This window comes from Blastococcus deserti (genome assembly GCF_042682525.1).
Classification (GTDB): domain Bacteria; phylum Actinomycetota; class Actinomycetes; order Mycobacteriales; family Geodermatophilaceae; genus Blastococcus_B; species Blastococcus_B deserti.
In genome coordinates this window covers 499,978-519,267 of sequence record NZ_JBHUHP010000009.1, presented here as the reverse complement: position 1 = coordinate 519,267, position 19,290 = coordinate 499,978, and the positions used below count along the sequence as shown (strand labels likewise).

At 72.9% G+C, this 19,290-nt stretch carries 20 protein-coding genes and 1 pseudogene; 13 read left to right on the top strand and 8 right to left on the bottom strand.

The window, feature by feature from the left end:
* Positions 1-83 precede the first annotated feature (83 nt).
* The 7 genes and pseudogenes from ACFSHS_RS10500 (at position 84) to ACFSHS_RS10470 (ending at position 5,803) form a co-directional block, all read left to right on the top strand.
* Positions 84-595, top strand: a pseudogene (locus ACFSHS_RS10500) (inorganic diphosphatase).
* Positions 596-768: 173 nt separating this feature from the next.
* Positions 769-1,521, top strand: coding sequence for an SDR family oxidoreductase (locus ACFSHS_RS10495; RefSeq protein WP_376874989.1), 753 nt, complete (start codon positions 769-771; stop codon positions 1,519-1,521).
* A 111-nt stretch (positions 1,522-1,632) separates the two neighbouring features.
* Complete coding sequence (locus ACFSHS_RS10490; protein WP_376874986.1) at positions 1,633-2,145, top strand: inorganic diphosphatase; 513 nt, start codon at positions 1,633-1,635, stop codon at positions 2,143-2,145.
* 124 nt (positions 2,146-2,269) lie between these two features.
* A complete protein-coding gene (locus ACFSHS_RS10485) occupies positions 2,270-3,172 on the top strand; it encodes a glycerophosphodiester phosphodiesterase (RefSeq protein ID WP_376874983.1) in 903 nt (300 codons plus the stop codon).
* Positions 3,112-3,708 (top strand): carboxymuconolactone decarboxylase family protein, encoded by a 597-nt coding sequence (locus tag ACFSHS_RS10480; RefSeq protein WP_376874980.1) that lies wholly within the window; start codon positions 3,112-3,114, stop codon positions 3,706-3,708. The genes ACFSHS_RS10485 and ACFSHS_RS10480 overlap by 61 nt, the downstream gene beginning before the upstream one ends.
* On the top strand, positions 3,705-4,586 hold the full coding sequence (locus ACFSHS_RS10475) for an RNA polymerase sigma-70 factor (protein WP_376874977.1): 882 nt from the start codon (positions 3,705-3,707) through the stop codon (positions 4,584-4,586). The genes ACFSHS_RS10480 and ACFSHS_RS10475 overlap by 4 nt, the downstream gene beginning before the upstream one ends.
* Before the next feature lie 32 nt (positions 4,587-4,618).
* A complete protein-coding gene (locus ACFSHS_RS10470) occupies positions 4,619-5,803 on the top strand; it encodes an NAD(P)/FAD-dependent oxidoreductase (RefSeq protein WP_376874974.1) in 1,185 nt (394 codons plus the stop codon).
* A gap of 94 nt (positions 5,804-5,897) precedes the next feature.
* On the opposite strand, the gene ACFSHS_RS10465 is transcribed toward ACFSHS_RS10470, so the two are convergent.
* On the bottom strand, positions 5,898-7,424 hold the full coding sequence (locus ACFSHS_RS10465; protein WP_376874971.1) for a hypothetical protein: 1,527 nt from the start codon (positions 7,422-7,424) through the stop codon (positions 5,898-5,900).
* Positions 7,425-7,489: 65 nt separating this feature from the next.
* Here ACFSHS_RS10465 and ACFSHS_RS10460 point away from each other — a divergent pair, with 65 nt between their 5' ends.
* A complete protein-coding gene (locus tag ACFSHS_RS10460) occupies positions 7,490-7,852 on the top strand; it encodes a DUF2784 domain-containing protein (RefSeq protein WP_376874968.1) in 363 nt (120 codons plus the stop codon).
* Between the two features lie 173 nt (positions 7,853-8,025).
* Here ACFSHS_RS10460 and ACFSHS_RS10455 read toward each other — a convergent pair whose 3' ends face one another.
* Positions 8,026-8,583 carry a dihydrofolate reductase family protein gene (locus ACFSHS_RS10455; protein ID WP_376874965.1) on the bottom strand — a complete coding sequence of 186 codons (558 nt, stop codon included), beginning with the start codon at positions 8,581-8,583 and terminating at the stop codon, positions 8,026-8,028.
* Between the two features lie 233 nt (positions 8,584-8,816).
* On the bottom strand, positions 8,817-9,890 hold the full coding sequence (ychF, locus tag ACFSHS_RS10450) for a redox-regulated ATPase YchF (protein ID WP_376874962.1): 1,074 nt from the start codon (positions 9,888-9,890) through the stop codon (positions 8,817-8,819).
* A gap of 63 nt (positions 9,891-9,953) precedes the next feature.
* Here ychF and ACFSHS_RS10445 point away from each other — a divergent pair, with 63 nt between their 5' ends.
* Together ACFSHS_RS10445 and ACFSHS_RS10440 are read left to right on the top strand one after the other, a co-directional pair.
* Positions 9,954-10,586 carry a GDSL-type esterase/lipase family protein gene (locus ACFSHS_RS10445; protein ID WP_376874959.1) on the top strand — a complete coding sequence of 211 codons (633 nt, stop codon included), beginning with the start codon at positions 9,954-9,956 and terminating at the stop codon, positions 10,584-10,586.
* A 10-nt stretch (positions 10,587-10,596) separates the two neighbouring features.
* Positions 10,597-10,956, top strand: a complete 360-nt coding sequence (locus ACFSHS_RS10440; protein WP_376874956.1) for a cupin domain-containing protein — start codon at positions 10,597-10,599, stop codon at positions 10,954-10,956.
* Between the two features lie 87 nt (positions 10,957-11,043).
* Here the strand turns inward: ACFSHS_RS10440 and ACFSHS_RS10435 are convergent, their stop codons facing one another.
* Entirely contained in the window at positions 11,044-11,379 is a 336-nt protein-coding gene (locus tag ACFSHS_RS10435; protein ID WP_376874953.1) for a DUF6616 family protein, read from the bottom strand.
* 224 nt (positions 11,380-11,603) lie between these two features.
* Here ACFSHS_RS10435 and ACFSHS_RS10430 point away from each other — a divergent pair, with 224 nt between their 5' ends.
* Entirely contained in the window at positions 11,604-12,722 is a 1,119-nt protein-coding gene (locus ACFSHS_RS10430; RefSeq protein ID WP_376874950.1) for a helix-turn-helix transcriptional regulator, read from the top strand.
* Between the two features lie 23 nt (positions 12,723-12,745).
* Here ACFSHS_RS10430 and ACFSHS_RS10425 read toward each other — a convergent pair whose 3' ends face one another.
* Positions 12,746-14,116 (bottom strand): FAD-binding oxidoreductase, encoded by a 1,371-nt coding sequence (locus ACFSHS_RS10425; RefSeq protein ID WP_376874947.1) that lies wholly within the window; start codon positions 14,114-14,116, stop codon positions 12,746-12,748.
* A 116-nt stretch (positions 14,117-14,232) separates the two neighbouring features.
* Here ACFSHS_RS10425 and ACFSHS_RS10420 point away from each other — a divergent pair, with 116 nt between their 5' ends.
* The gene (locus ACFSHS_RS10420) at positions 14,233-15,285 is read left to right on the top strand and encodes a helix-turn-helix transcriptional regulator (RefSeq protein WP_376874944.1); all 1,053 of its coding nucleotides are present in this window, start codon (positions 14,233-14,235) and stop codon (positions 15,283-15,285) included.
* 24 nt (positions 15,286-15,309) lie between these two features.
* On the opposite strand, the gene amrB is transcribed toward ACFSHS_RS10420, so the two are convergent.
* Both amrB and amrS read right to left on the bottom strand, forming a co-directional pair.
* Positions 15,310-16,110, bottom strand: a complete 801-nt coding sequence (amrB, locus tag ACFSHS_RS10415) for an AmmeMemoRadiSam system protein B (protein ID WP_376874941.1) — start codon at positions 16,108-16,110, stop codon at positions 15,310-15,312.
* Between the two features lie 2 nt (positions 16,111-16,112).
* On the bottom strand, positions 16,113-17,219 hold the full coding sequence (gene amrS / locus ACFSHS_RS10410; RefSeq protein WP_376874938.1) for an AmmeMemoRadiSam system radical SAM enzyme: 1,107 nt from the start codon (positions 17,217-17,219) through the stop codon (positions 16,113-16,115).
* Positions 17,220-17,369: 150 nt separating this feature from the next.
* On the opposite strand from amrS, the gene ACFSHS_RS10405 reads away from it, so the two are divergent.
* A complete protein-coding gene (locus tag ACFSHS_RS10405) occupies positions 17,370-17,990 on the top strand; it encodes an antibiotic biosynthesis monooxygenase (protein WP_376874935.1) in 621 nt (206 codons plus the stop codon).
* Positions 17,991-18,072: 82 nt separating this feature from the next.
* On the opposite strand, the gene ACFSHS_RS10400 is transcribed toward ACFSHS_RS10405, so the two are convergent.
* Positions 18,073-19,284 carry an HNH endonuclease signature motif containing protein gene (locus ACFSHS_RS10400; protein ID WP_376874932.1) on the bottom strand — a complete coding sequence of 404 codons (1,212 nt, stop codon included), beginning with the start codon at positions 19,282-19,284 and terminating at the stop codon, positions 18,073-18,075.
* Positions 19,285-19,290 lie beyond the last annotated feature (6 nt).

The following is a 19,290-nucleotide window of genomic DNA, read 5'->3' as shown; positions in this document are numbered from 1 at the left end:
CGGCGGCCCGGCCTGACGCGGGACGTCCCCCGGGTCACGGTTCCTCCGCCGTCGAGAGATCAGCCCTGGCGCCCGGGAGGGGCGTGGCCGTGGACGTCATCGTCGAGATCCCCAAGAGGTCACGGAACACGTACGAGTACGTCCAGCAGCTCGGTCGCATCCGGCTGGACCGGATGCTGTTCACCTCCACCGGCTATCCCGGCGACTACGGGTTCGTGCCCGACACCCTGGCCGAGGACGGGGACCCGATCGACGTGGTGGTGCTGCTCGACGAGCCGACGTTCCCCGGCTGTGCATCCGCGCACGGGTCATCGCCGTGTTCTGGATGCGCGACGAGGAGCGGGCGGACGCCAAGCTGCTCTGCGTCTCGGCCAACGACCCCCGGAAGGCGCACCTCCAGGAGCCGGAGGACGTGCCGATGCACCTGATCGCGGAGATCTGGCACTTCTTCGAGACCTACGAGGCCCTCGAGCCCGGCAAGTCGCTCGCCGGCACGCGTGGCTGGGAGCGCCGGAAGGAAGCCGTCGAGGCGCTGGAGGATGCGCGACGCGGGTTCGCCGAGCAGCGCCCGATGGAGGCCACTGCGCAGGCCTGACAGCGGCCGCGCTCGCGCCGCTCGGACCGTGGAGCGGAGCGCTCGCGGACGGGTGGCCCCGCCGCGAGCACGTACGCGTTCGGCCGTCCGGTGGCCCGGGTGAGTGCACCCACGATGCGCGGCCGCGGCGGTGCGGCGAGGATGCCCCGGACGACGCAACGGAGGTGGGCGACATGGGCAGCCTGGACGGCCAGGTGGCCATCGTGACCGGTGGCGGGTCCGGGATCGGCGAGGCGACCGCGATCGCCCTCGCCCGCGAGGGCGCACGGGTGGCCGTGGCGGGGCGGCGTCCGCAGCCGCTGGAGGAGGTCGTGGACCGCGTGACCGCGGCCGGTGGCACGGCCGTCGCGACGCCGCTCGACGTGGCCGACCCCGAGGCGGTGTCGGCGGTCACCCGGGACGTCGTCGACCGATGGGGCCGGGTGGACCTGCTGGTCAACAACGCCGGGATCAACGTCCCGCGCCGGGGCCTCGAGAACATGACCGTCGGCGACTGGAACGTGGTCGTGCAGATCAACCTGACCGGCACGTTCCTGATGACCCAGGCGGTGCTGCCCTTCATGCGCAGCCAGCAGGCGGGCACGGTCGTGAACGTCTCCTCCATCGCGGGCTACCGGCCCAGCGCGCTCAGCGGCGTCGCGTACAACGCCACCAAGGCGGGGGTGAACGCCTTCACCGAGTCCATCAACCTCACCGAGCGGCGCCACGGGATCCGGGCCTGCGCGCTGTGTCCGGGGGAGGTCGCCACTCCCATCCTGGACAGGCGCCCGAAGCCACCCACGGCGGAGTCCCGGGAGGCCATGCTGCAGCCGGAGGATCTCGCCGCGACCATCCTGTTCGTCGCGGCGCTTCCCCAGCGGGCCACCGTGGAGCTGCTGACCATCCAGCCGACCGTGCAGCGGGACGTGAGCGCGGAGCTGGCCTGACCGGGCACCGGGACGGCTGGGTCGCGAGCCCGGCTTGACGCCGGAGCGCTCCCGGGTCAGGGTTCCCCCGCCGGTACGGGAGGGGCCCTGGCGCCGAGAGGGGTCGTGTCAGTGGACGTCGACGTGATCGTCGAGATCCCCAAGGGGTCGCGGAACAAGTACGAGTACGACCAGCAGCTCGGTCGCATCCGGCTGGACCGGATGCTGTTCACCGCCACCGGCTACCCGGGCGACTACGGGTTCGTGCCCGACACCCTGGCCGAGGACGGCGACCCCATCGACGTCGTCGTGCTCCTCGACGAGCCGACCTTCCCCGGGTGCATGATCCGGGCCCGGGTCATCGCCGTGTTCTGGATGCGCGACGAGGAGCGGGCGGACGCCAAGCTGCTCTGCGTCTCGGCCAACGACCCCCGGAAGGCGCATCTGCAGGAGCTCGAGGACGTGCCGATGCACCAGATCGCCGAGATCTGGCACTTCTTCGAGACCTACGAGGCCCTCGAGCCCGGCAAGTCGCTCGCCGGCAGCCGGGGCTGGGAGCGCCGCAAGGAAGCCATCCAGGCCCTCGAGGACGCCCGGCGCCGGTTCGCCGAGCGGCAGCCCGTGGACGCTGCCGCACCCGTCTGACGGCTACCGGCCGTGGCCGGCGGCGCTCCCCGTGCCCGGCGTCACCGGTGGGTTCACGGACGAGCCACCGGCAGCACGTGCCGGCGTCACCGGGCGGCCGTGAGCGCGGACCAGCGTCAGGGCCATGCGCATCGTCGGCCACCGCGGCACCCCGAGCTGCCCGCAGCATCCCGAGAACAGCCTCCAGTCCATCCGCGCCGCGCTCCAGGCGGGCGCGGACGGGGTCGAGGTCGACGTCCAGGCCACCGTCGACGGCGTCCTCGTGCTCGCCCACGACGCGGACCTGGGCCGCGTCCTGGGAACGGGGCCCGGAACCGGCCCGGTCGTCGCCCGGAGCACGTTCGCGGCGCTCCGGGCCCATCGGCTCCCGAACGGCACGCGCATCACCGCTCTCACCGAGGCCCTCGACGTCGCCGCCGACAGGCACGCCTTCGTCGTCACCGAGGTGAAGCCCGAGACCGGCGGCCTGGCAGGCTCGCGCACCGCCCGTCTCCTGGCGGCCCTGCTGGACGCCCGAAGACTGCGACGTCCCGGCGCTGACCGGATCAGCACCTCGTCGTCCGACCTGCGCACTGCTGCCGCCCTCGCGGGGCACGGCACCGTCTCGGGAGCTGTGATCGTCCGGCCCCATGTCGATCCCGGTCCCGTCGCCCGGCGCGCCAGGGACCACGGCCTGACCGACGTCCACCTGCACGTCGCACACGTCCGTCGGGACCCCGAGGTCGTGGGCCGGGTGCACGCCCTCGGCATGTCGGTCGCCGTGGGGATCGTCGACGACCCTGACGAGGCGCGGCTCATGGCCCGGTCGGGCGTCGACATGCTCTGCACCGACGACCCGGCCGGGCTCGCGCGCCGCCGCGCCGGACGGACCCGCACAGGGTCAGCCGGCTGGGCCCGCGCCGAGGTGTCACACCCGGATCGCGGGCGGTGTCTCCATGTCGACGCGACCAGACACCAGGAGGAGACATGGCGAGCAGCACCCGGGTCCCGGCAGCCGAGATCACCGGCGTCTACGGGACCCTGCTGAAGACGATCAGCCGCAGGATGTTCGGCCAGGTGCCGGAGGGCGCCGGGGTGATGTGGCACCACCCGGCCGTGCTCAAGGACTCGATGTCGTTCGGCCGCAAGGTCGACTCGTGGAACCGGCTGGACCCGAACCTGGCGTCGTTCGCGTCCATGGCCGCGGCCGCCACCATCGGGTGCAGCTTCTGCCTCGATCTGCACTACTTCCTGACGCACAACCGCGGCCTGGACGAGGCGAAGGCGCGGGAGGTGCCGCGGTGGCGGGAATCCACGGCCTTCACTCCCCTGGAGCGGCAGGTGATGGAGTATGCCGAGGCGATGAGCCAGACCCCGCCGGCCGTGACCGACGAGATGTCGGCCGCCCTGCTCGCGGAGCTGGGGGCACCGGCCCTCGTCGAGCTGACCGCGAGGATCGGCTTCATGAACTCCAGCGCTCGGGGCAACGTGGCACTCGGCATCCGCTCGCAGGAGTTCTCGGCGTCCTGCGGGCTGCCCCCGCTCGCGGCCGCCTCGCCGGCGGACGGCGTCGCGTCGGCATGACCGACGATCCCTCCCACGACCCCTTCACGGACCACCGCAGCCTGCTGTTCACCGTCGCCTACGAGATGCTCGGCTCGGCCGCCGACGCCGACGACGTGGTGCAGGAGACCTGGCTGCGGTGGGCGGAGGCGGACCGGGAGGCCGTGCGGGACCCGCGGGCCTACCTGGTCCGGATCGTCACCCGCCAGGCGCTCAACCGGCTGCGCACGGTGTCCCGCCGGCGCGAGGAGTACGTCGGGGAGTGGCTGCCCGAGCCGCTGCTGACCAGCCCCGACATCGCCGAGGACGTCGAGCTGGCCGAGAGCGTCTCGATCGCGATGCTGACCGTGCTCGAGACGCTGGCACCCACCGAGCGCGTGGTCCTGGTGCTGCACGAGGTCTTCGACGTGCCGTACGACGAGATCGCCGAGGCCGTGGGCAAGACGACCGCAGCGGTGCGGCAGATCGCGCACCGCGCGCGCGAGCACGTGGCCGCGCGGCGCCCGCGGATGGCGGTGAGCCGGACCGAGCAGCAGCGGGTCGTGGAGCGGTTCCTCGCCGCGCTGACCGCCGGGGACCTGCAGGGCCTGCTCGACGTGCTGGCGCCCGACGTCGTCGTGGTCGCCGACGGCGGCGGCCTTGCGCCCGCCGTGAAGCGCCCGCTCGCGGGCAGGAAACGGGTGGCCGCGGCCCTCTCGCACTTCGCCTCGCTGGTGCCTGCCGTGGAGATCACCACGCCGCTGGTCAACGGCGCGGTCGCTGCGCGGATCGACCCGGGCGGCGAGTTCGACACCGCGATCACCTTCGTCGTCGAGGACGGCCGGATCACGCACATGTACGCCATGCGCAATCCGCACAAGCTGGGCAGGCTGGGCTCGGTGGCCGAGCTGCGGCGGTGACGGAGTCCGTGGCCCTCGATCGGGGAGAGCGCGTGGACCGTTCCGGGGTGCTGATCGTCGGGGGCGGCAACGCCGGCATCTCGCTGGCGGCGCGGCTGATCCGGAACGGCACCCCGAACGTGACCGTCGTGGCCCCGCAGCCGGTGCACCGTTACAAGCCGCTGCTCAACTACGTCGGCGCGGGACAGGCCACGATGGCCGACCTCGAACGTCGGATGGCGGACGTCGTCCCCGACGGCTGCAGATGGATCCGGGACAGCGTCGAAGCGGTCGATCCGACGGCCATGACCGTACGCACGCGCGGAGGGCGGACGCTGCACGGCTCGACCCTCGTGCTCTGCCCCGGGCTGGTGGAGGACTGGGACGCCATCCCGGGGCTGCAATCGGCGTACGCCGACGGATGGGCCGCCTCGACGTACGTCCCGGGCAGTGCACCGCAGGTCTGGCCGAGGCTGACCTCGTTGCGCGGTGGCTCGGTGGTGTTCACCGTGCCACCGGAGCCGGCGTCCTGCGGTCCGACCGCGCTCAAGCCGCTGCTCATGGCGTGCGACCACTGGCGGCGCGCCGGTTGCCTGCCGGACCTCGAGGTCCGGCTGGTCCTGCCCGGCCCGACCGCGACGGGTGTGCCGAAGGCCGACGAGATCCTGGAGGGCACCTTCGCGGGCTACGGCGTCGAGGTGCTGCGCGAGGCCCGCATCGAGCGCGTGGACTGGGACGTCCACGCCATCACGGTCGCCTCACCGACGGGCCGGCGGGTGCTCGAGGACGTCGCCTTCACCCACGCCGTCCCGCACTACCGGGCTCCGCGGTGGATCGCGGACGGCGGTCTCGCCGCCGACCCGGCGCCGGGCCTGGTCGACATCGATCCGTTCACCCTGCGCCATCGCCGGCACGGGTCGGTCTGGGCGATCGGTGACGCCGCGGACGTCGCGACCCGGCCCTTGGGTGGGGCCCTCCGGCATCAGGTCGACGTCCTGGCCCGCAACATCGCAGCCGCCCGGAACGGGCGGGCGATGCAGCGGTACGACGGGTACACGGTCATGCCGATCACCGTGGGCCGCCGGAAGCTGATGCTCAACGAGGTCGATCGCGACGGCCGACCGGCTCCGTCGGTGCCGTTCCTCGACCCGTTCACGCCGCGCCGCTGGACGTGGCTGGTCGACCGGTACGTGCTCCCGCGGATCTACTTCCGCCGCATCCTCCGGGGACGGCTCTGACCGGCCATCTGAGGGGCGTCGGCAACGGGTGGCCCCATCTGTCGACGTGCGGCCGGGCGCGGACTGCCGGCCGGCCGCAGCCTCCGCGGGACGATCAGCAGCGTGGCGGAGCTGCCGGTTCCCGCGTGACGTCCTGCCGGAGCCATACCCGGTACCCGCAGATCTCGGCGACGACGCGGTACCGCCGGGAGACCAGGTCGCGCAGCTTGGACCCGTCGTCGATGCCCCAGGCGTCGAAGCCGTTGATCTGGACGATCCACGCCGGTGCTGCGGGCCCCGCCAGCGTCGCCCGCAGCCGGTGCTGTTCGGGGTCGAGCGTGCGCATCGCCGCGCTCCACACGTGCGGGTACGGCGACGGCATGTCCGCGGCCTCCAGGACGGAGGGAAGGCCGTACACCACGAAACCCGTATCGCCCGCCGCCTTGGATCCGGCCAGCCACTCGCCGATCCGCTGGCTGGACCAGACCGACGGCACGGTCGCGTGGACCACACCCGAGGCCAGGGCGCCCACGATCGCGGCGCCCGCCACCATCCTGCTGAAGCCGCGCATCCAGGCCCCGGGAACGGTGAGCGACGGAGCCATCGCGCCGGCGGCGAGCACGGCCGCCGGCGCGAGCTGCAGCAGGTAGGGGGGCCAGTAGGCACCACCCGATGCGATGCCGACGATCCCGAACACGAGGAGCGGGGTGATCAGCCTCGCTCCGACCGACGTCCGCCCGGGAGAGCGACGCGCGGTGAGCAGCCAGGTGACCACGACCGGCAGGAGACCGGTGACCGTGCCCAGGACCAGGAGCTGGCCTGCCCTGCGGAGGGAGTCGTCGGGACTGGTCGACCAGATGGCGTCGAAGGCGACCCCACGGGAAGCGACGAGGTCGTGCCATGCGTCACCCGGCGGGATCTGGGCAGCGGCCAGCCACAGCACGAGGAGCGCACACGGGATCAGCGCACCCAGGAGGCTCGCGGCGCCGAGGCCGACAGCGCGGCGACGGGCCGCACCGTGGCTCCGGTACCCGAGGACGACGAGGCCGGCGAGGAGGAGCAGGCCTTCCAACAGGCTCTGCTTGATCAGCGGAGCGGCCGCAGCGACCACACCGGCGGCTGCCGCCCAGCGCAGCTGGCTCCTGCGGGAGTCGGCGTGCCAGGCGGACAGACCCAGCGCGAGGGCCGCCATCACCAGCGCGGCACCGAACAGCTCGCCGTCCGCCTGTTCCGCCGCCAGACCCGGTGAGCACATGATCCCCGCGGCCACCACGGCTGCCCATCGCCCGCCGGCAGGACCCGCGAGGAGCGTGCCCGCACGCCAGCCGGCGAGGACGGACACCAGGACGAACGGGATGGCGAGGACGCGGATGGCCTGGTCCCACTCGGTGAGGGACGCGACCTTGTAGATGAGCATGAGGAGGGGCGGGCGGTCGACGAAGTAGTCGCCGTACATGAACTCGCCGCCGGTGTGCCACTGCCTGGCGATGAGCAGGTAGCCGCCCTCGTCGTTCCGCAAGGGCCTCGGCACGTACGTCGCGCGGACGAGCACCACGAACCCGCAGAGCAGGACGAGGAACCGCCACGACGTGCTCCTGGCGGGTTCGACGGGCGCGACGTCCACGGTCGCGGGCGTTGCCACGCCGCATTGAACCCCGAGGATCCGCTCCGGGACGAGCTCCGACGCGAGGACCTATAGTCCGCGTCGTGCTGGCGTCGGTCGCTGCGGGTCTCGTGGTCGCCGTGCACATGGGCTATCTGGCCTACATGGTGTTCGGCGGATTGCTGGCTCTGCGCTGGTTCGCCTGGATCTGGCCGCACATGGTGGCGACCGTCTGGGCGGCCTACGTCACGCTCACCGGCTCCACGTGCCCGCTCACCACCCTGGAGAAGTGGCTCCTGGAACGGGGCGGGGCCGTGCCCTACGAGGGCAGCTTCATCGGGCACTACCTGCGCGGCACCCTCTACCCGGCGGGCTACGAGACCGTCGCGTGCCTGTGCGCGATAGGGCTGGCCCTCGCGACCTACGTCGTCGCGCTGAGGCGGCGGGGACGCCTGGCGGTTCCCTAGCCCGGCGGTCCCCCGCACTTCTCCCCGCAACGCTCCGACCGATGGCTGGCCGAGCGCCGACGAACGCACCCGTGCGTCAACGGACCATCGACGTCGAATCCCCGTAGACGGCCGGCAGCCAGTCCCGCCCGCCCGCGCGGTCGCTGCCGACCCACTGGAAGCCAGGTCCCGGCTCAGCGGGTCCGGTAGCGCGCGTAGATCAAACCGCTGGCGAAGGCACGCTCCTCGACCAGTTCCAGAGCAAGGCGGACGCCGTCGGGGAAGAACCGCTTGCCGCCACCGACAACGCTGGTCGTCATGAAGAGGTGGTACTCGTCCACCAGGCCCGCGGCGATCGCCTGGGCGGCGAGGTTCGGGCCGTCGACGGTCAGGTCGTGATCAGCCTCGGCCTTGAGCCGGCGCACCGCGTCCGGGTCGAACGTCCGCTCGATCCTGGTCCTCGCGCTCGACACCGAGTCCAGCGTCGTGGAGTAGACGATCTTCTCGGCGGCCTGCCAGTCGCGGGCGTACTGCAGCATGTACGGAGGCAGGTCGGGCTCGGTGTGCGCGGTCTCCCAGTAGACCATCGTCTCGTACATCCGTCGGCCGTAGAGGTATGTGCCGACCGGGCGGAAGACGTCGCCGATGAAGGTGTGCACCTCCTCGTCGTCGGCCTGGAAGCCCAGGTCGCCCTCCGCCGCCTCGGCGTAGCCGTCCAGTGAGGTGATCATCGAGTAGATCAGCTTGGCCATGCGACTCCTTCGCGTACGGGCGCGTCAGTCTCCCGACAGACCCCGGAAGCTTTGACCGCACGCGGGCCCGGACCTCATCGATCAGCCGGCGAAGCCGCCGCGCCGACCGCCCCCAGCGCCAGCTACCAGGCAAGCCGACGGCGGACTCATCCGAAACGGAACGAGCATGGGCACGGCACCCATGCCGCCGGCTGGCCATAGATCAGGAATCAATCTGCCGCTGGCCACGGAGGTCAGACGTTGAAGCGGAACTCCACGACGTCGCCGTCCTGCATGACGTAGTCCTTGCCCTCCATGCGCACCCAGCCCCGGGCCTTGGCCTCGGCCATGGAGCCGGCCTCGACCAGCTGGTCGAAGGAGACGATCTCGGCCTTGATGAAGCCGCGCTGGAAGTCGGTGTGGATGACCCCGGCGGCCTGCGGGGCGGTGGCGCCGATGGGGATCGTCCAGGCGCGCGCCTCCTTCGGGCCGGCGGTCAGGTACGTCTGCAGGCCGAGGGTCGCGAACCCGACGCGGGCCAGCTGGTCGAGCCCGGGCTCCTCCTGGCCGATGCCGGCCAGCAGCTCGGCGGCCTCCTCGGCCGGCAGCTCCGCCAGCTCGGACTCGATCTTGGCGTCCATGAGGATCGCTTCGGCGGGCGCGACGAGTCCGCGCAGCTCGGCGATCAGCTCCTCGTTGGCGAGCTCCTCCTCGTCGACGTTGAACACGTAGAGGAACGGCTTGGTCGTGAGCAGGGTCAGCTCGCGCAGCGCCTCGCGGTCGACCCCGGCCGCGAACAACGTCTGGCCGCCGTCGAGCACCTTCTGCGCCTCCTGGGCGGCGGCGAGCAGGGCGGCGCGCTCCTTGTCCTTCTTCGCCTCCTTCTCCAGCCGCGGGATCGCCTTCTCCAGCGTCTGCAGGTCGGCCAGGATCAGCTCGGTGTTGATGGTCTCGATGTCGTCGGCCGGGCTGACCTTGCCCTCGACGTGCACGACGTCGGGGTCGGTGAAGACACGGATCACCTGGCAGATGGCGTCGCTCTCGCGGATGTTGGCCAGGAACTTGTTGCCCAGGCCCTGCCCCTCGCTGGCACCCCGGACGATGCCGGCGATGTCGACGAAGGACACCGTCGCCGGGATGATCTTCTGCGAGCCGAAGATCTCCGCGAGCTCGTCCAGCCGCGGGTCGGGCACACCCACCACGCCGACGTTGGGCTCGATGGTCGCGAACGGGTAGTTCGCGGCCAGCACGTCGTTCTTGGTCAGGGCGTTGAAGAGCGTCGACTTGCCGACGTTGGGCAAACCGACGATCCCGATGGTGAGGCTCACGGGAGTCCAGCCTAGGCGTCGTGAACCGCCCGGCCGCCACGCGTCGCCGATAGGTTGCCCCGCATGCCGCCCGACGTCCGCGTCTGCTTCTTCGGCGACTCCCTGACCGCCGGCGTCGGGGACGACGCCGCCCTGGGCTGGGTCGGCCGCGTCGTCGCCGCGGCCCGACGGGCCGGCGCGGACCTCACCGGCTACAACCTCGGCGTGCGCGGCGAGACCGGGCCGGAGGTCGAGGCCCGGTGGCGGCGCGAGGCCGAGCCCCGGTTCCGTGGCGGCGCGGTGCACGGTGTGGTGGTGTCGTTCGGGGTCAACGACACCACCGTGGACGAGGGACAGCGGCGGGTCGCTGAGTTCGACACGGTGGCCGCGCTGGGGCGGATCGCGGAGCGGGCCGAGGCCGACGGATGGCCGCTGCTGGTCGTCGGGCCCACGCTGGTCGACGATCCGGAGCAGAACCGGCGCATCGTCGAACTGTCGGCGGCGATGAGAGGGTGGTCCGCCGACTCGGGAGTCCCCTACGTCGAGGTCGCCGCCGGCCTGGACGACGCCGAGTGGCTGACCGACGTCGCCTCGGGGGACGGCGCCCATCCGTCCGAGCGCGGCTACGACCGGCTGAGCTCCCTGATCGACCCGATGTTCGCAGCCTGGCTCCACGAGCTGGCGGAACGCTCTGGTGCCGCGTCTGCCCGCCGATGAGGATGGCGGCATGCCCGCACCCGTCGACCTCGCCGCAGTCCTCGCGCAGATCGATCAGCCCTGGCAGCCCCGGACCGTCGCCGTCCTGAACGACTACGACCTGCGGGTGGTGCACACCAAGGGTGAGTTCACCCGGCACAGCCACCCGGAGACCGACGAGGTGTTCCTCGTGCTCTCCGGGTCGCTGACCATCCGGATGGACGACGGCGACGTCACCCTCGGGCCCGGTCAGCTCTGCGTCGTGCCCAGGGGCACGCCGCACCAGCCGTGCTCACCGGACGGCGCCCAGGTGCTCCTGGTCGAGCCGAGCGCGACGGTCAACACCGGGGACACCCCCAGCGAGCTGACCGCGCAGCGCCGGCTCGCCTGACCGCGCCGCGAGCACGTCCCGCACCGACCGTTCCGGCGGGGCGACCGGCCGGTGCAAGGACGGTGCTCGGCCGAGGGTCTGCCGGCGTCAGGCCTCGACGAGCCGCTCGACGAGAGCCTCGAACGGGATGGCCTGCCCGCCGAGGTTGACCTGCTCGAAGTAGTCGTACCAGCCGGCCGCCTCGATCCCTCGCTCGAACTCCCGCGCCAGCTCCAGGCTCGGGAAGCTCCAGACCGCGAAGTAGTCCTTTCCGACGTGGTGCGCCGTCGTCGGGTCGGCCGCGCCGAGGGCGAGGATCTCGGCCCCCTGCTCCAGCACTCCCTGGAGGTCCGGCCCCACCTGCGCCATGAACTTGCCGCGCTGCTCGCTGTCGAGCTCCAGCCAGGCCGGCGTCGGCCTCCACTGCTCGACGTAGATCCTCATTCCGCTCTCCTTCCGACCGCCCGGCGCCGATGCGCCGGGGTGGGCGGAACGGCTCCGGTCGCCGTCGGCCACCGGGTCCATCGGCCGTTCCGGTTCCAGCAGACGTCGTCCGCGGCGTGCTGCCCATCCCTGCGCACCGGGGAACCGCGGCCCCCAGAACCGGGGGTCGCATCCCCCAGGGTTCTGGGGTTCCGGCCGGGCCGGCGCGGCGCGAGCATGGTCGCGTGCGCACGATCCGCACCGACGACGTCCGCGCCCGCCTCGGCGCCCTCGCGACGGCCGGGCTCGACCTCGACGGGTACGCCCACGGGTTCCTCGAACTCCTGGGGCGCGCCGTTCCGCACGAGATCGGCTGCCTCGCCACCACCGATCCCGCCACCGGACTGGTCACCAGGACGTTCAAGGTGAACCTGCCCGACCACCTCGACCGGGAGGTCGCGCGCTTCGAGTACGAGGTCGACGACGTCAACCTGTTCCAGGAGATCGCCCGGCGCCCCGACCCGGTGGGCGTGCTCCACCTGGACACCGACGGCAGACCGGAAGTCAGCGCGCGCTGGCGCGAGCTCCTGGTGCCGCACTTCGGCCAGGCGCACGAGCTGCGGGCGGTGTTCCGCCTCCGTGGGGACACCTGGGGACTCCTGGCGATCTTCCGGCCTGCCGGTGTCAGCGGCTTCAACCCGGCGGAGGCGGACTTCGTCGCCCGGCTCTCGCCCACCGTCGTCTCGGGGCTGCGCGCGGGGCTCGTGGCCTCGGTGGAACCGCAGACGTCGGACACCACCGGACCGGCCGTCCTCGTCGTCGGCGCCGATGGCCGGCTCTCCCAGATCACGCCCGCCGGGGAGCAGCGGTTGGGTGAGCTCGGCGGCGATCCGGCGCGGGGTCTCCCCCTCCCACTGCTGTCGCTCGTCGCCGCGGCCCGCGCGTACGCCGACGGGCGGAGGGCGATCCCGCCCCGGCTGCGCGTGCGGACGCCGTCCGGCCAGTTCCTGGTGGGGGACGCGGCCCCGTTGGCAGATCGCACCCGGACGGGACGGGACGTCATCGTCACGCTGGAGGAGGCGCGTCCCCCGGACATCGCTCCCCTGGTCGTCGCCGCCTTCGGGTTGACGCCGCGAGAGCGCGACATCGTCGGGCATGCGCTGCGTGGAGCGGACACCCGGGAGATCGGCCGGCGGCTGCACCTGTCCCCCTACACCGTGCAGGAGCACCTCACGTCGATCTTCGACAAGGCAGGCGTGCGCAACCGCCGGGAGCTGACCTCCCGGGTCTTCCTCGACCAGTACGCGCCCAGGCTCGGCTCGTCGCTCGCGCCGTCGGGCTGGTTCGACGACCGCGCCGGGTGAGCCGCCGGCGCGAGGCGACGACGTCAGCCGACCGAGGGCGGGACGTTGTGGTTGTGCCGGAAGACGTTGGCCGGATCGAGACGGGTCTTCAGGGCCGTCAGCCGCTCGAAGGTCGCCGCCGGGTACGCCTCGCGGACCCGCGCCGTTCCCTCGTTCTCCAGGTGGTTCACGTACGTGCCGCGTGCGAGCCGCCGGGTCGCGGTCCACGTCGCCCGTGCCCACGCGATCTCGGGCGCCGGGTCGGCTCCGGCATCCCACGCGCCGACGATCGTGGTCATGTGCGCGGCCTGCCGGTGGGCGAAGGCGGTCCCGTCCGCGGGCACGTCCGCGATCGCCCCACCCAGCCGCCGGACCAGGACGTGGGACATCGGGTGGCTGCGCCGCGCCGCGTGGTCGGCGAGCGCGTCCAGGGCAGCGTCGTCGAGCTCGTCGAGGAAGTCGCTCTTGACGTACGAGCGCATCCCCCACGGCGCGCTGGCGTCGACCGACTGCTGCAGCGCGCAGTAGGGCAGCACACCGAGCAGGTCGATCACCGGCCGGCCGAGCGCGGTCTGCACCGGCGCCAGCATGCGCTCGCCGTCGTCCGGGTCGCCGAACCAGGCAGCGGACAGACCGGCCAGCGGCCGCCCCCGGAACTCCTCCGGCACGAACGGCGCCGGAGGTGCCGTCACCTGCACCGCGACGAGCGACAGCTCGCGCGGTGCAGCGGCGCCGAGGTCGCGATAGAGCCGCAGCACGTCCCGGGCACGCTCGCCCGGGAAGAACACCGCTCCCCCGGGCACCGGGCCGACCGGGTGCAGCCGGTAGCTGAACGAGGTGACGACCCCGAAGTTGCCGCCGCCGCCGCGGAGCCCCCACATCAGGTCCGGGTCGGTCGTGTCGTCGACGTGGCGGATCTCGCCGTCCGCGGTGACCAGCTCGACGCCGAGCAGGTTGTCGCACGCCAGGCCGTGCATGCGACTGAGCCAGCCGATGCCACCACCCAGGGTCAGCCCCGCGACGCCGGTGTGCGAGATCTCGCCGCCGGGGGTCGCGAGGCCGTGCTGCTGGGCGGCGGCGTCGAACTCCCCCCAGGTGACGCCCGGCTGGACGCGCGCCGTCCGCGACGCCGGATCGATCCGCACCTCCTTCATCTCCGTCAGGTCGACGACGAGCCCGCCGTCGACGACCGACCAGCCCGGGATGCTGTGCCCACCGCCGCGGACGGCCACGGCGAGGTCGTGGCGCCGGGCCAGGTCCAGGGCGGCGACGACGTCGTCCGCCGAGCGGCACCGGGCGATGAAGGCCGGCCGGCGGTCGACGGCGCCGTTCCAGACGCGGCGCGCGTCGTCGTAGCCGGGGGACGCCGGGGTCAGCAGCGTTCCGGCGAAGGGTGGCGGGGCCAGCAGAGTCATGGCGGTCTCCTCGGTCGTCGGTGTGGGTCGCACCGACGATCGAGGCGCACGGCGTGGCCGCACCATCCCTTGTCCTAGGGGTTCCGCGCGCGCGTGCCCGGTCCGACACTTGCGGCATGGACCGGCGACGGGCGCGGCAGGCGGCAGCAGAGGTGGAGCGGCTCTGCCGGACGGCGACCGACGCGACCGACCTGCACCGGTCGGTGGCCGGTGTGATCGCGAGCGCCGTGCCGTTCGACCGCTGGTGCGCCATGAGCTTCGATCCGGCGACCGCGCTCCCGACCGGCGGCTTCCACGCCGAGGGCCTGCCCATGCCACTGGTCCCGCGGCTGCTGGAGCTGGAGTACGGCGAGGAGGCCGACGTGGCCCGGCTCGCCGACGTGGCACGGGGCGAGCACCCGGTGGTGAGACTGTCGGAGGCGACCGGCCGTGAACCGATGCGCAGCACTCGCTTCCGCGACGTGCTTCACCCGGCCGGCCTGCCGCACGAGCTGCGAGCCGTCCACCGCGACGGCCGCACGCCATGGGGCGCCGTCATCCTGCTGCGCGGCACCGACGTTCCCGACTTCACGTCCGGCGAGGCCGCCTGGGTCGGCACGCTGAGCGCCCGGGTCGCCGAGGCGCTGCGCCGGCTGCAGCTGATGGCGCAGGCAGCCGAACCGGGCGGCGACGCACCGGGGGTCGTGCTGCTCGAGGTGACCGATCCCGCGGTCACCGTGCTCACCGCGTCGCCGTCGGCACTGCAACGGCTGGCCGACGTCGAGGACGGCACGGTCGACGGCCTGCCCTTCGCCGTCGCGTCGCTGGCACGGACCGCGCACGGCCGCCGCGGGACCGCCCGCTGCCGGCTGCGGACCCGCTCCGGCCGGTGGCTCACCCTGCACGCCGAGCGGCTCGCCGGATCCACGGTGAGCCTGGTGGTGGAGCCCTCCCGGCCCGCCGACATCGCCGCCCTGCTGACCGACGCCTACCGGCTCACCGAGCGGGAGGCCCAAGTGGTCGGGCTGGTCGTCCGCGGGCACAGCAACGCCGAGATCGCCCGAGCGCTGTGGTTGTCGCCCTACACGGTGGCCGATCACGTGAAGAACGTCTTCGAGAAGACGGGCGTGCGCAGCCGCGGCGAGCTGACCAGCCGCCTGTTCTTCGACCACTACCTGCCGCGGCTCTGATCGCGGCCGCGTCATGCAGAAGCGTCATGCAGGAGGGTCGTGCAGGAGGAAGGCCCCGTACCCGACGACCCGGCCGGGGTCGGCTCCGGCGTCGGCCGACGTGGCCAGCCGCAGGACCTCGACGTCGAGGCCGCGGTCGGCGGCATGCTGCAGCAGACCGCGCAGGGGCCAGTGGCCACAGGCGTCGGCCGGTCCGACCGCCAGGCCGTCGCGGGCGACGATCGCGGCGGCGGTGTGGGCATCCTGCTCGCGAGCCAACGGCTGGGGCAGGTAGTGGCTGAGGTCGGTGGAGACGACGGCGACGGTGCCGGTCTCCGCGAGCAGGCTCGACAGGAGGGCAGCGACCGTCGCGGGGGGCGTGTGGCCGACCAGCAGCGGCAGGGCCCGGACTCCGGGGTCGAGGGCCCGCTGGAGGAACGGCAGCTGGGTCTCGATCGAGTGCTCGCCGGCGTGCGGGTGGTCGTGGACGGCGACGCCGGGCGTACCGATGACCGCCGTCCGGGCGTCCACGTCGATCTCGACCGGACCCAGCGGGGTGTCGAAAGCGTCCACGCTCGGCACCGCCATCCCGCGCAGCGGCGTGACGTGCGCCGGGCCCAGCACCACGACGCGCGTGATGCGGAAGCGGCTCGGGGCCAGGTGGGCGTAGGCCGTGGCGGCCACCGCGCCGGAGTACCGGTAGCCCGCATGGGGCGCGATGACGGCGACGGGGTGCTCCGGCCGCTCGGGCCGGACGTCCGCGAGGAGGCCGTCGACCAGGTCGGCGAGGGCGGAGCGGTCGGCGGGGTAGAACCGGCCGGCCACGGCGGCCGGACGGACGCGCACGGTCAGCCCCCGGCGCGCGCGAGCGACACCGGCAGTCGCCGTGCTCCCCACCGGCCGACCGGTCCGTCGTAGCGACCGGGGAGGGCGGTGCCGCAGGACCTGCAGCGCCCGTCGTCGGTGAGCCGGTAGCGGCCGATGACGTACCAGTCCCGCTCCACGACGACCTCGCCGCAGCCAGGGCAGGCGGTGCGCCCGCCCTCGGCGTCGTGGACGTTCCCCGTGTAGACGAAGCGCAGCCCGTGCCGGAGGGCGATCCGGCGGGCGCGGGTCAGCGTCTCCGGCGGCGTGGGCGGCACGTCGCGCATCTTGTAGTCGGGGTGGAACGCCGTGAAGTGCAGCGGGATGTCGGGCCCGAGGTTGGCGGCGATCCAGGCGCACTCGGCGTGGATCTCGTCGTCCGAGTCGTTCAGCCCGGGGATGAGCAACGTCGTGATCTCGAACCAGACGTCGGTCTCGTGCCGCAGGAATTGCAGGGTGTCCAGCACCGGCTGCAGGTGCCCGGCGGCCACGCGGCGGTAGAAGTCCTCGGTGAACGCCTTGAGGTCGACGTTCGCGGCGTCCACGTGCGCGAACAGTTCCCGCCGGGCGGCCTCCCCCGCGTAGCCGGCCGTGACGGCGACCGCCCTGATGCCCCGGGCCCGGCAGGCGTCGGCGACGTCGACCGCGTACTCGAGGAAGATCACCGGGTCGTTGTACGTCATCGCCACGCTGCGGCAGCCGAGCCGCTCCGCGGCCTCGGCGATGCTCTCGGGACTCGCCGCGTCGGAGAGCCGGTCGATCTCGCGGGACTTCGAGATGTCCCAGTTCTGGCAGAACTTGCAGGCCAGGTTGCACCCCGCCGTGCCGAACGACAGCACGGAGCTGCCCGGCAGGAAGTGGTTGAGCGGCTTCTTCTCGACCGGGTCCACGCAGAACCCGCTGGACCGGCCGTAGGTGGTGAGCACCACCTGGTCGGCCACCCGCCCGCGCACGAAGCACAGCCCGCGCTGGCCCTCGTGCAGCCGGCACTCCCGCGGGCAGACGTCGCACTGCACCCGGCCGTCGTCCAGCCGGTGCCAGTAGCGACCCGGAACCGTGTACCGGTCCTCGAGGTTGATCTCCGACGTCACCGCGTCGCCTCCCCTGCCTCACGGTAGTGCGCGGAGGTTCGTTCCGGCAGGGTCGGACCGCGACGGTTGCCCGGGCTCGCGGAGGGCGAGGACAGTGGGCCCCGCGGCGATGCCGCAGGGGTGTCGCCGTTCCCGGGAAGGAGTGGTGGCATGTACGCCCGAACCACCACCATGCGGATCGACAACCAGTACGTCGACGACGTCGTCGCGATCGTGCGCGACGAGCTCATGCCGATGGTCACGCGGATGGACGGCTGCGTCGGACTCTCCCTGCTGGTCGACCGTCACCACGGCCGTTCCGTCACGACCAGTGCGTGGGAGACCGAGGAGGCGATGCGCGCCAGCGCCGAGCGCGTGCGCGAGTCGCGTGACCGCGCCGCCCAGAGGTTCGGCGTCACCCCCGAGGTGCGGGAGTGGGAGATCGCCGTCCTGCACCGGGCACATCGGGCCGGCGACGGCGCCTGCGCGCGGGTGACCTGGACCCGGACCGCGCCCGGCAACCTCGACGCCGTGGTGCAGGCCTACCGGGAGAGCCTCATGCCCTGGTGGGAGCGGACCGCCGGGTTCTGCAGCAACAGCCTCCTGATCGACCGCCGGGAGGGAGCGTGCGCGTCGGCCGTCGTGTTCGACAGCCGGGATGCGATGGCGCACACCCGCGACCAGTTCACGACGCTGCGGGAGGAGTTCGCGCAGCGGATGGCGATGGAGATCCTGGAGGTCGCGGAGTTCGACCTCGCCCTCGCCCATCTGCGGGTACCTGAGACCGTCTGACCGGCAGCCCTGAGCGCCCGGGCGGGTTCGGGGCGCGGGTGACCCGATCGCCGAACGCCACCTCGCGTGCTGGCGACACGAGTCAGTGCGCTGCCAGGAGTGGTTCGGCGAGGAGGATCTCGGTGCCGTCGGGGCGGTAGGTGCGCCATCGGCCGTCGGGTGATCGCTCGACCCGGAAGCCGTGGTGCACCTTGGTGTGGTGCCGCTCGCACAGCAGCGCCGAGTTCTCCAGCGAGGTGTCGCCGCCGTCGATCCAGTGCACGAGATGGTGGACGTCGCACCAGTGCGTCGGGGCACCGCATGCGGCGAACACGCACTTCCGGTCCCGCTGCTCGGTGGCCCACCGCAGATGCGGCGGGACGACGCGGTGGGTGCGACCCACGTCCAGCGGGGTGCCTTCGGGGCCGAGGATGACCCGGCCGATCGTGCCGTCGCAGGCCAGCCAGCGCGCCCGGGCCGCTGAGATGGTGGTACCGAACCCGGTCTCGGCGGTGGCCGGGCCTGTCGAGGGGTGGACCAGGTCCTCGACCGGGACCGTGACGATCACGTGCGGCTTCACAGTGCGCAGCGTCGGCAACCCGCCGGTGGCCAGCAGGTTGTCCGCGGCCTGCACCAGGGCGTCACCCAGCCGCTGGGCGCGGCTGCGCAGATCGCCCTTCGGCCGGTCGGCCTGCACGATCGACTCCAGCGCCGCAACCACCTTCTCCCCACCGACCGCGTCGAGCTCGAACCGGCCGGTGACCCGGCCGTCCAGCAGCCGCGACAACGTCAGCGACCGGCCCTCGGTGGGATCGGGCTCGGGCCCGTCGGGATCCAGCCGAGCCAGGTAGTAGGCCACCACCCGTCGAAGCTGCGCGAACGGCTGCGTGGCGGCAACCTCGGCCAGCGTGGCCTCGACGGCGGCCAGGTCGACGCCCTGCCCGACTGCCTCGGCCTGCACCTCGGTCACCGCCACCGGCGCCATCACCGCGACCTGATCGGCGCTCACCGCGCCGGAGGCGAAGGCCGCCGCCACCGCCGGCAACTGCTCGACCGCCCGGCCGTTGCCGATCAGCCGCCGCACCTCACCGGCCGACAGCCGCACGTGCCCGCGCAGCCACGAGGACATCGACCTCAGCCCGTCGTGCTCGGCCGCCTGCACCACGTCGGCCCGCCGAACGGTGCGGGTCAGTTCGGCGTCCAGCCGATTGCGCGCCCGCACCAGCAGGGTCGTCCGGTCCAGCAGTTGCGGGGCGAGGAAACCGTCCAGGTCCTCGGCCGCGAGGGTGTCGAGCACCGCCTCGAGCTCTTCCACGACACC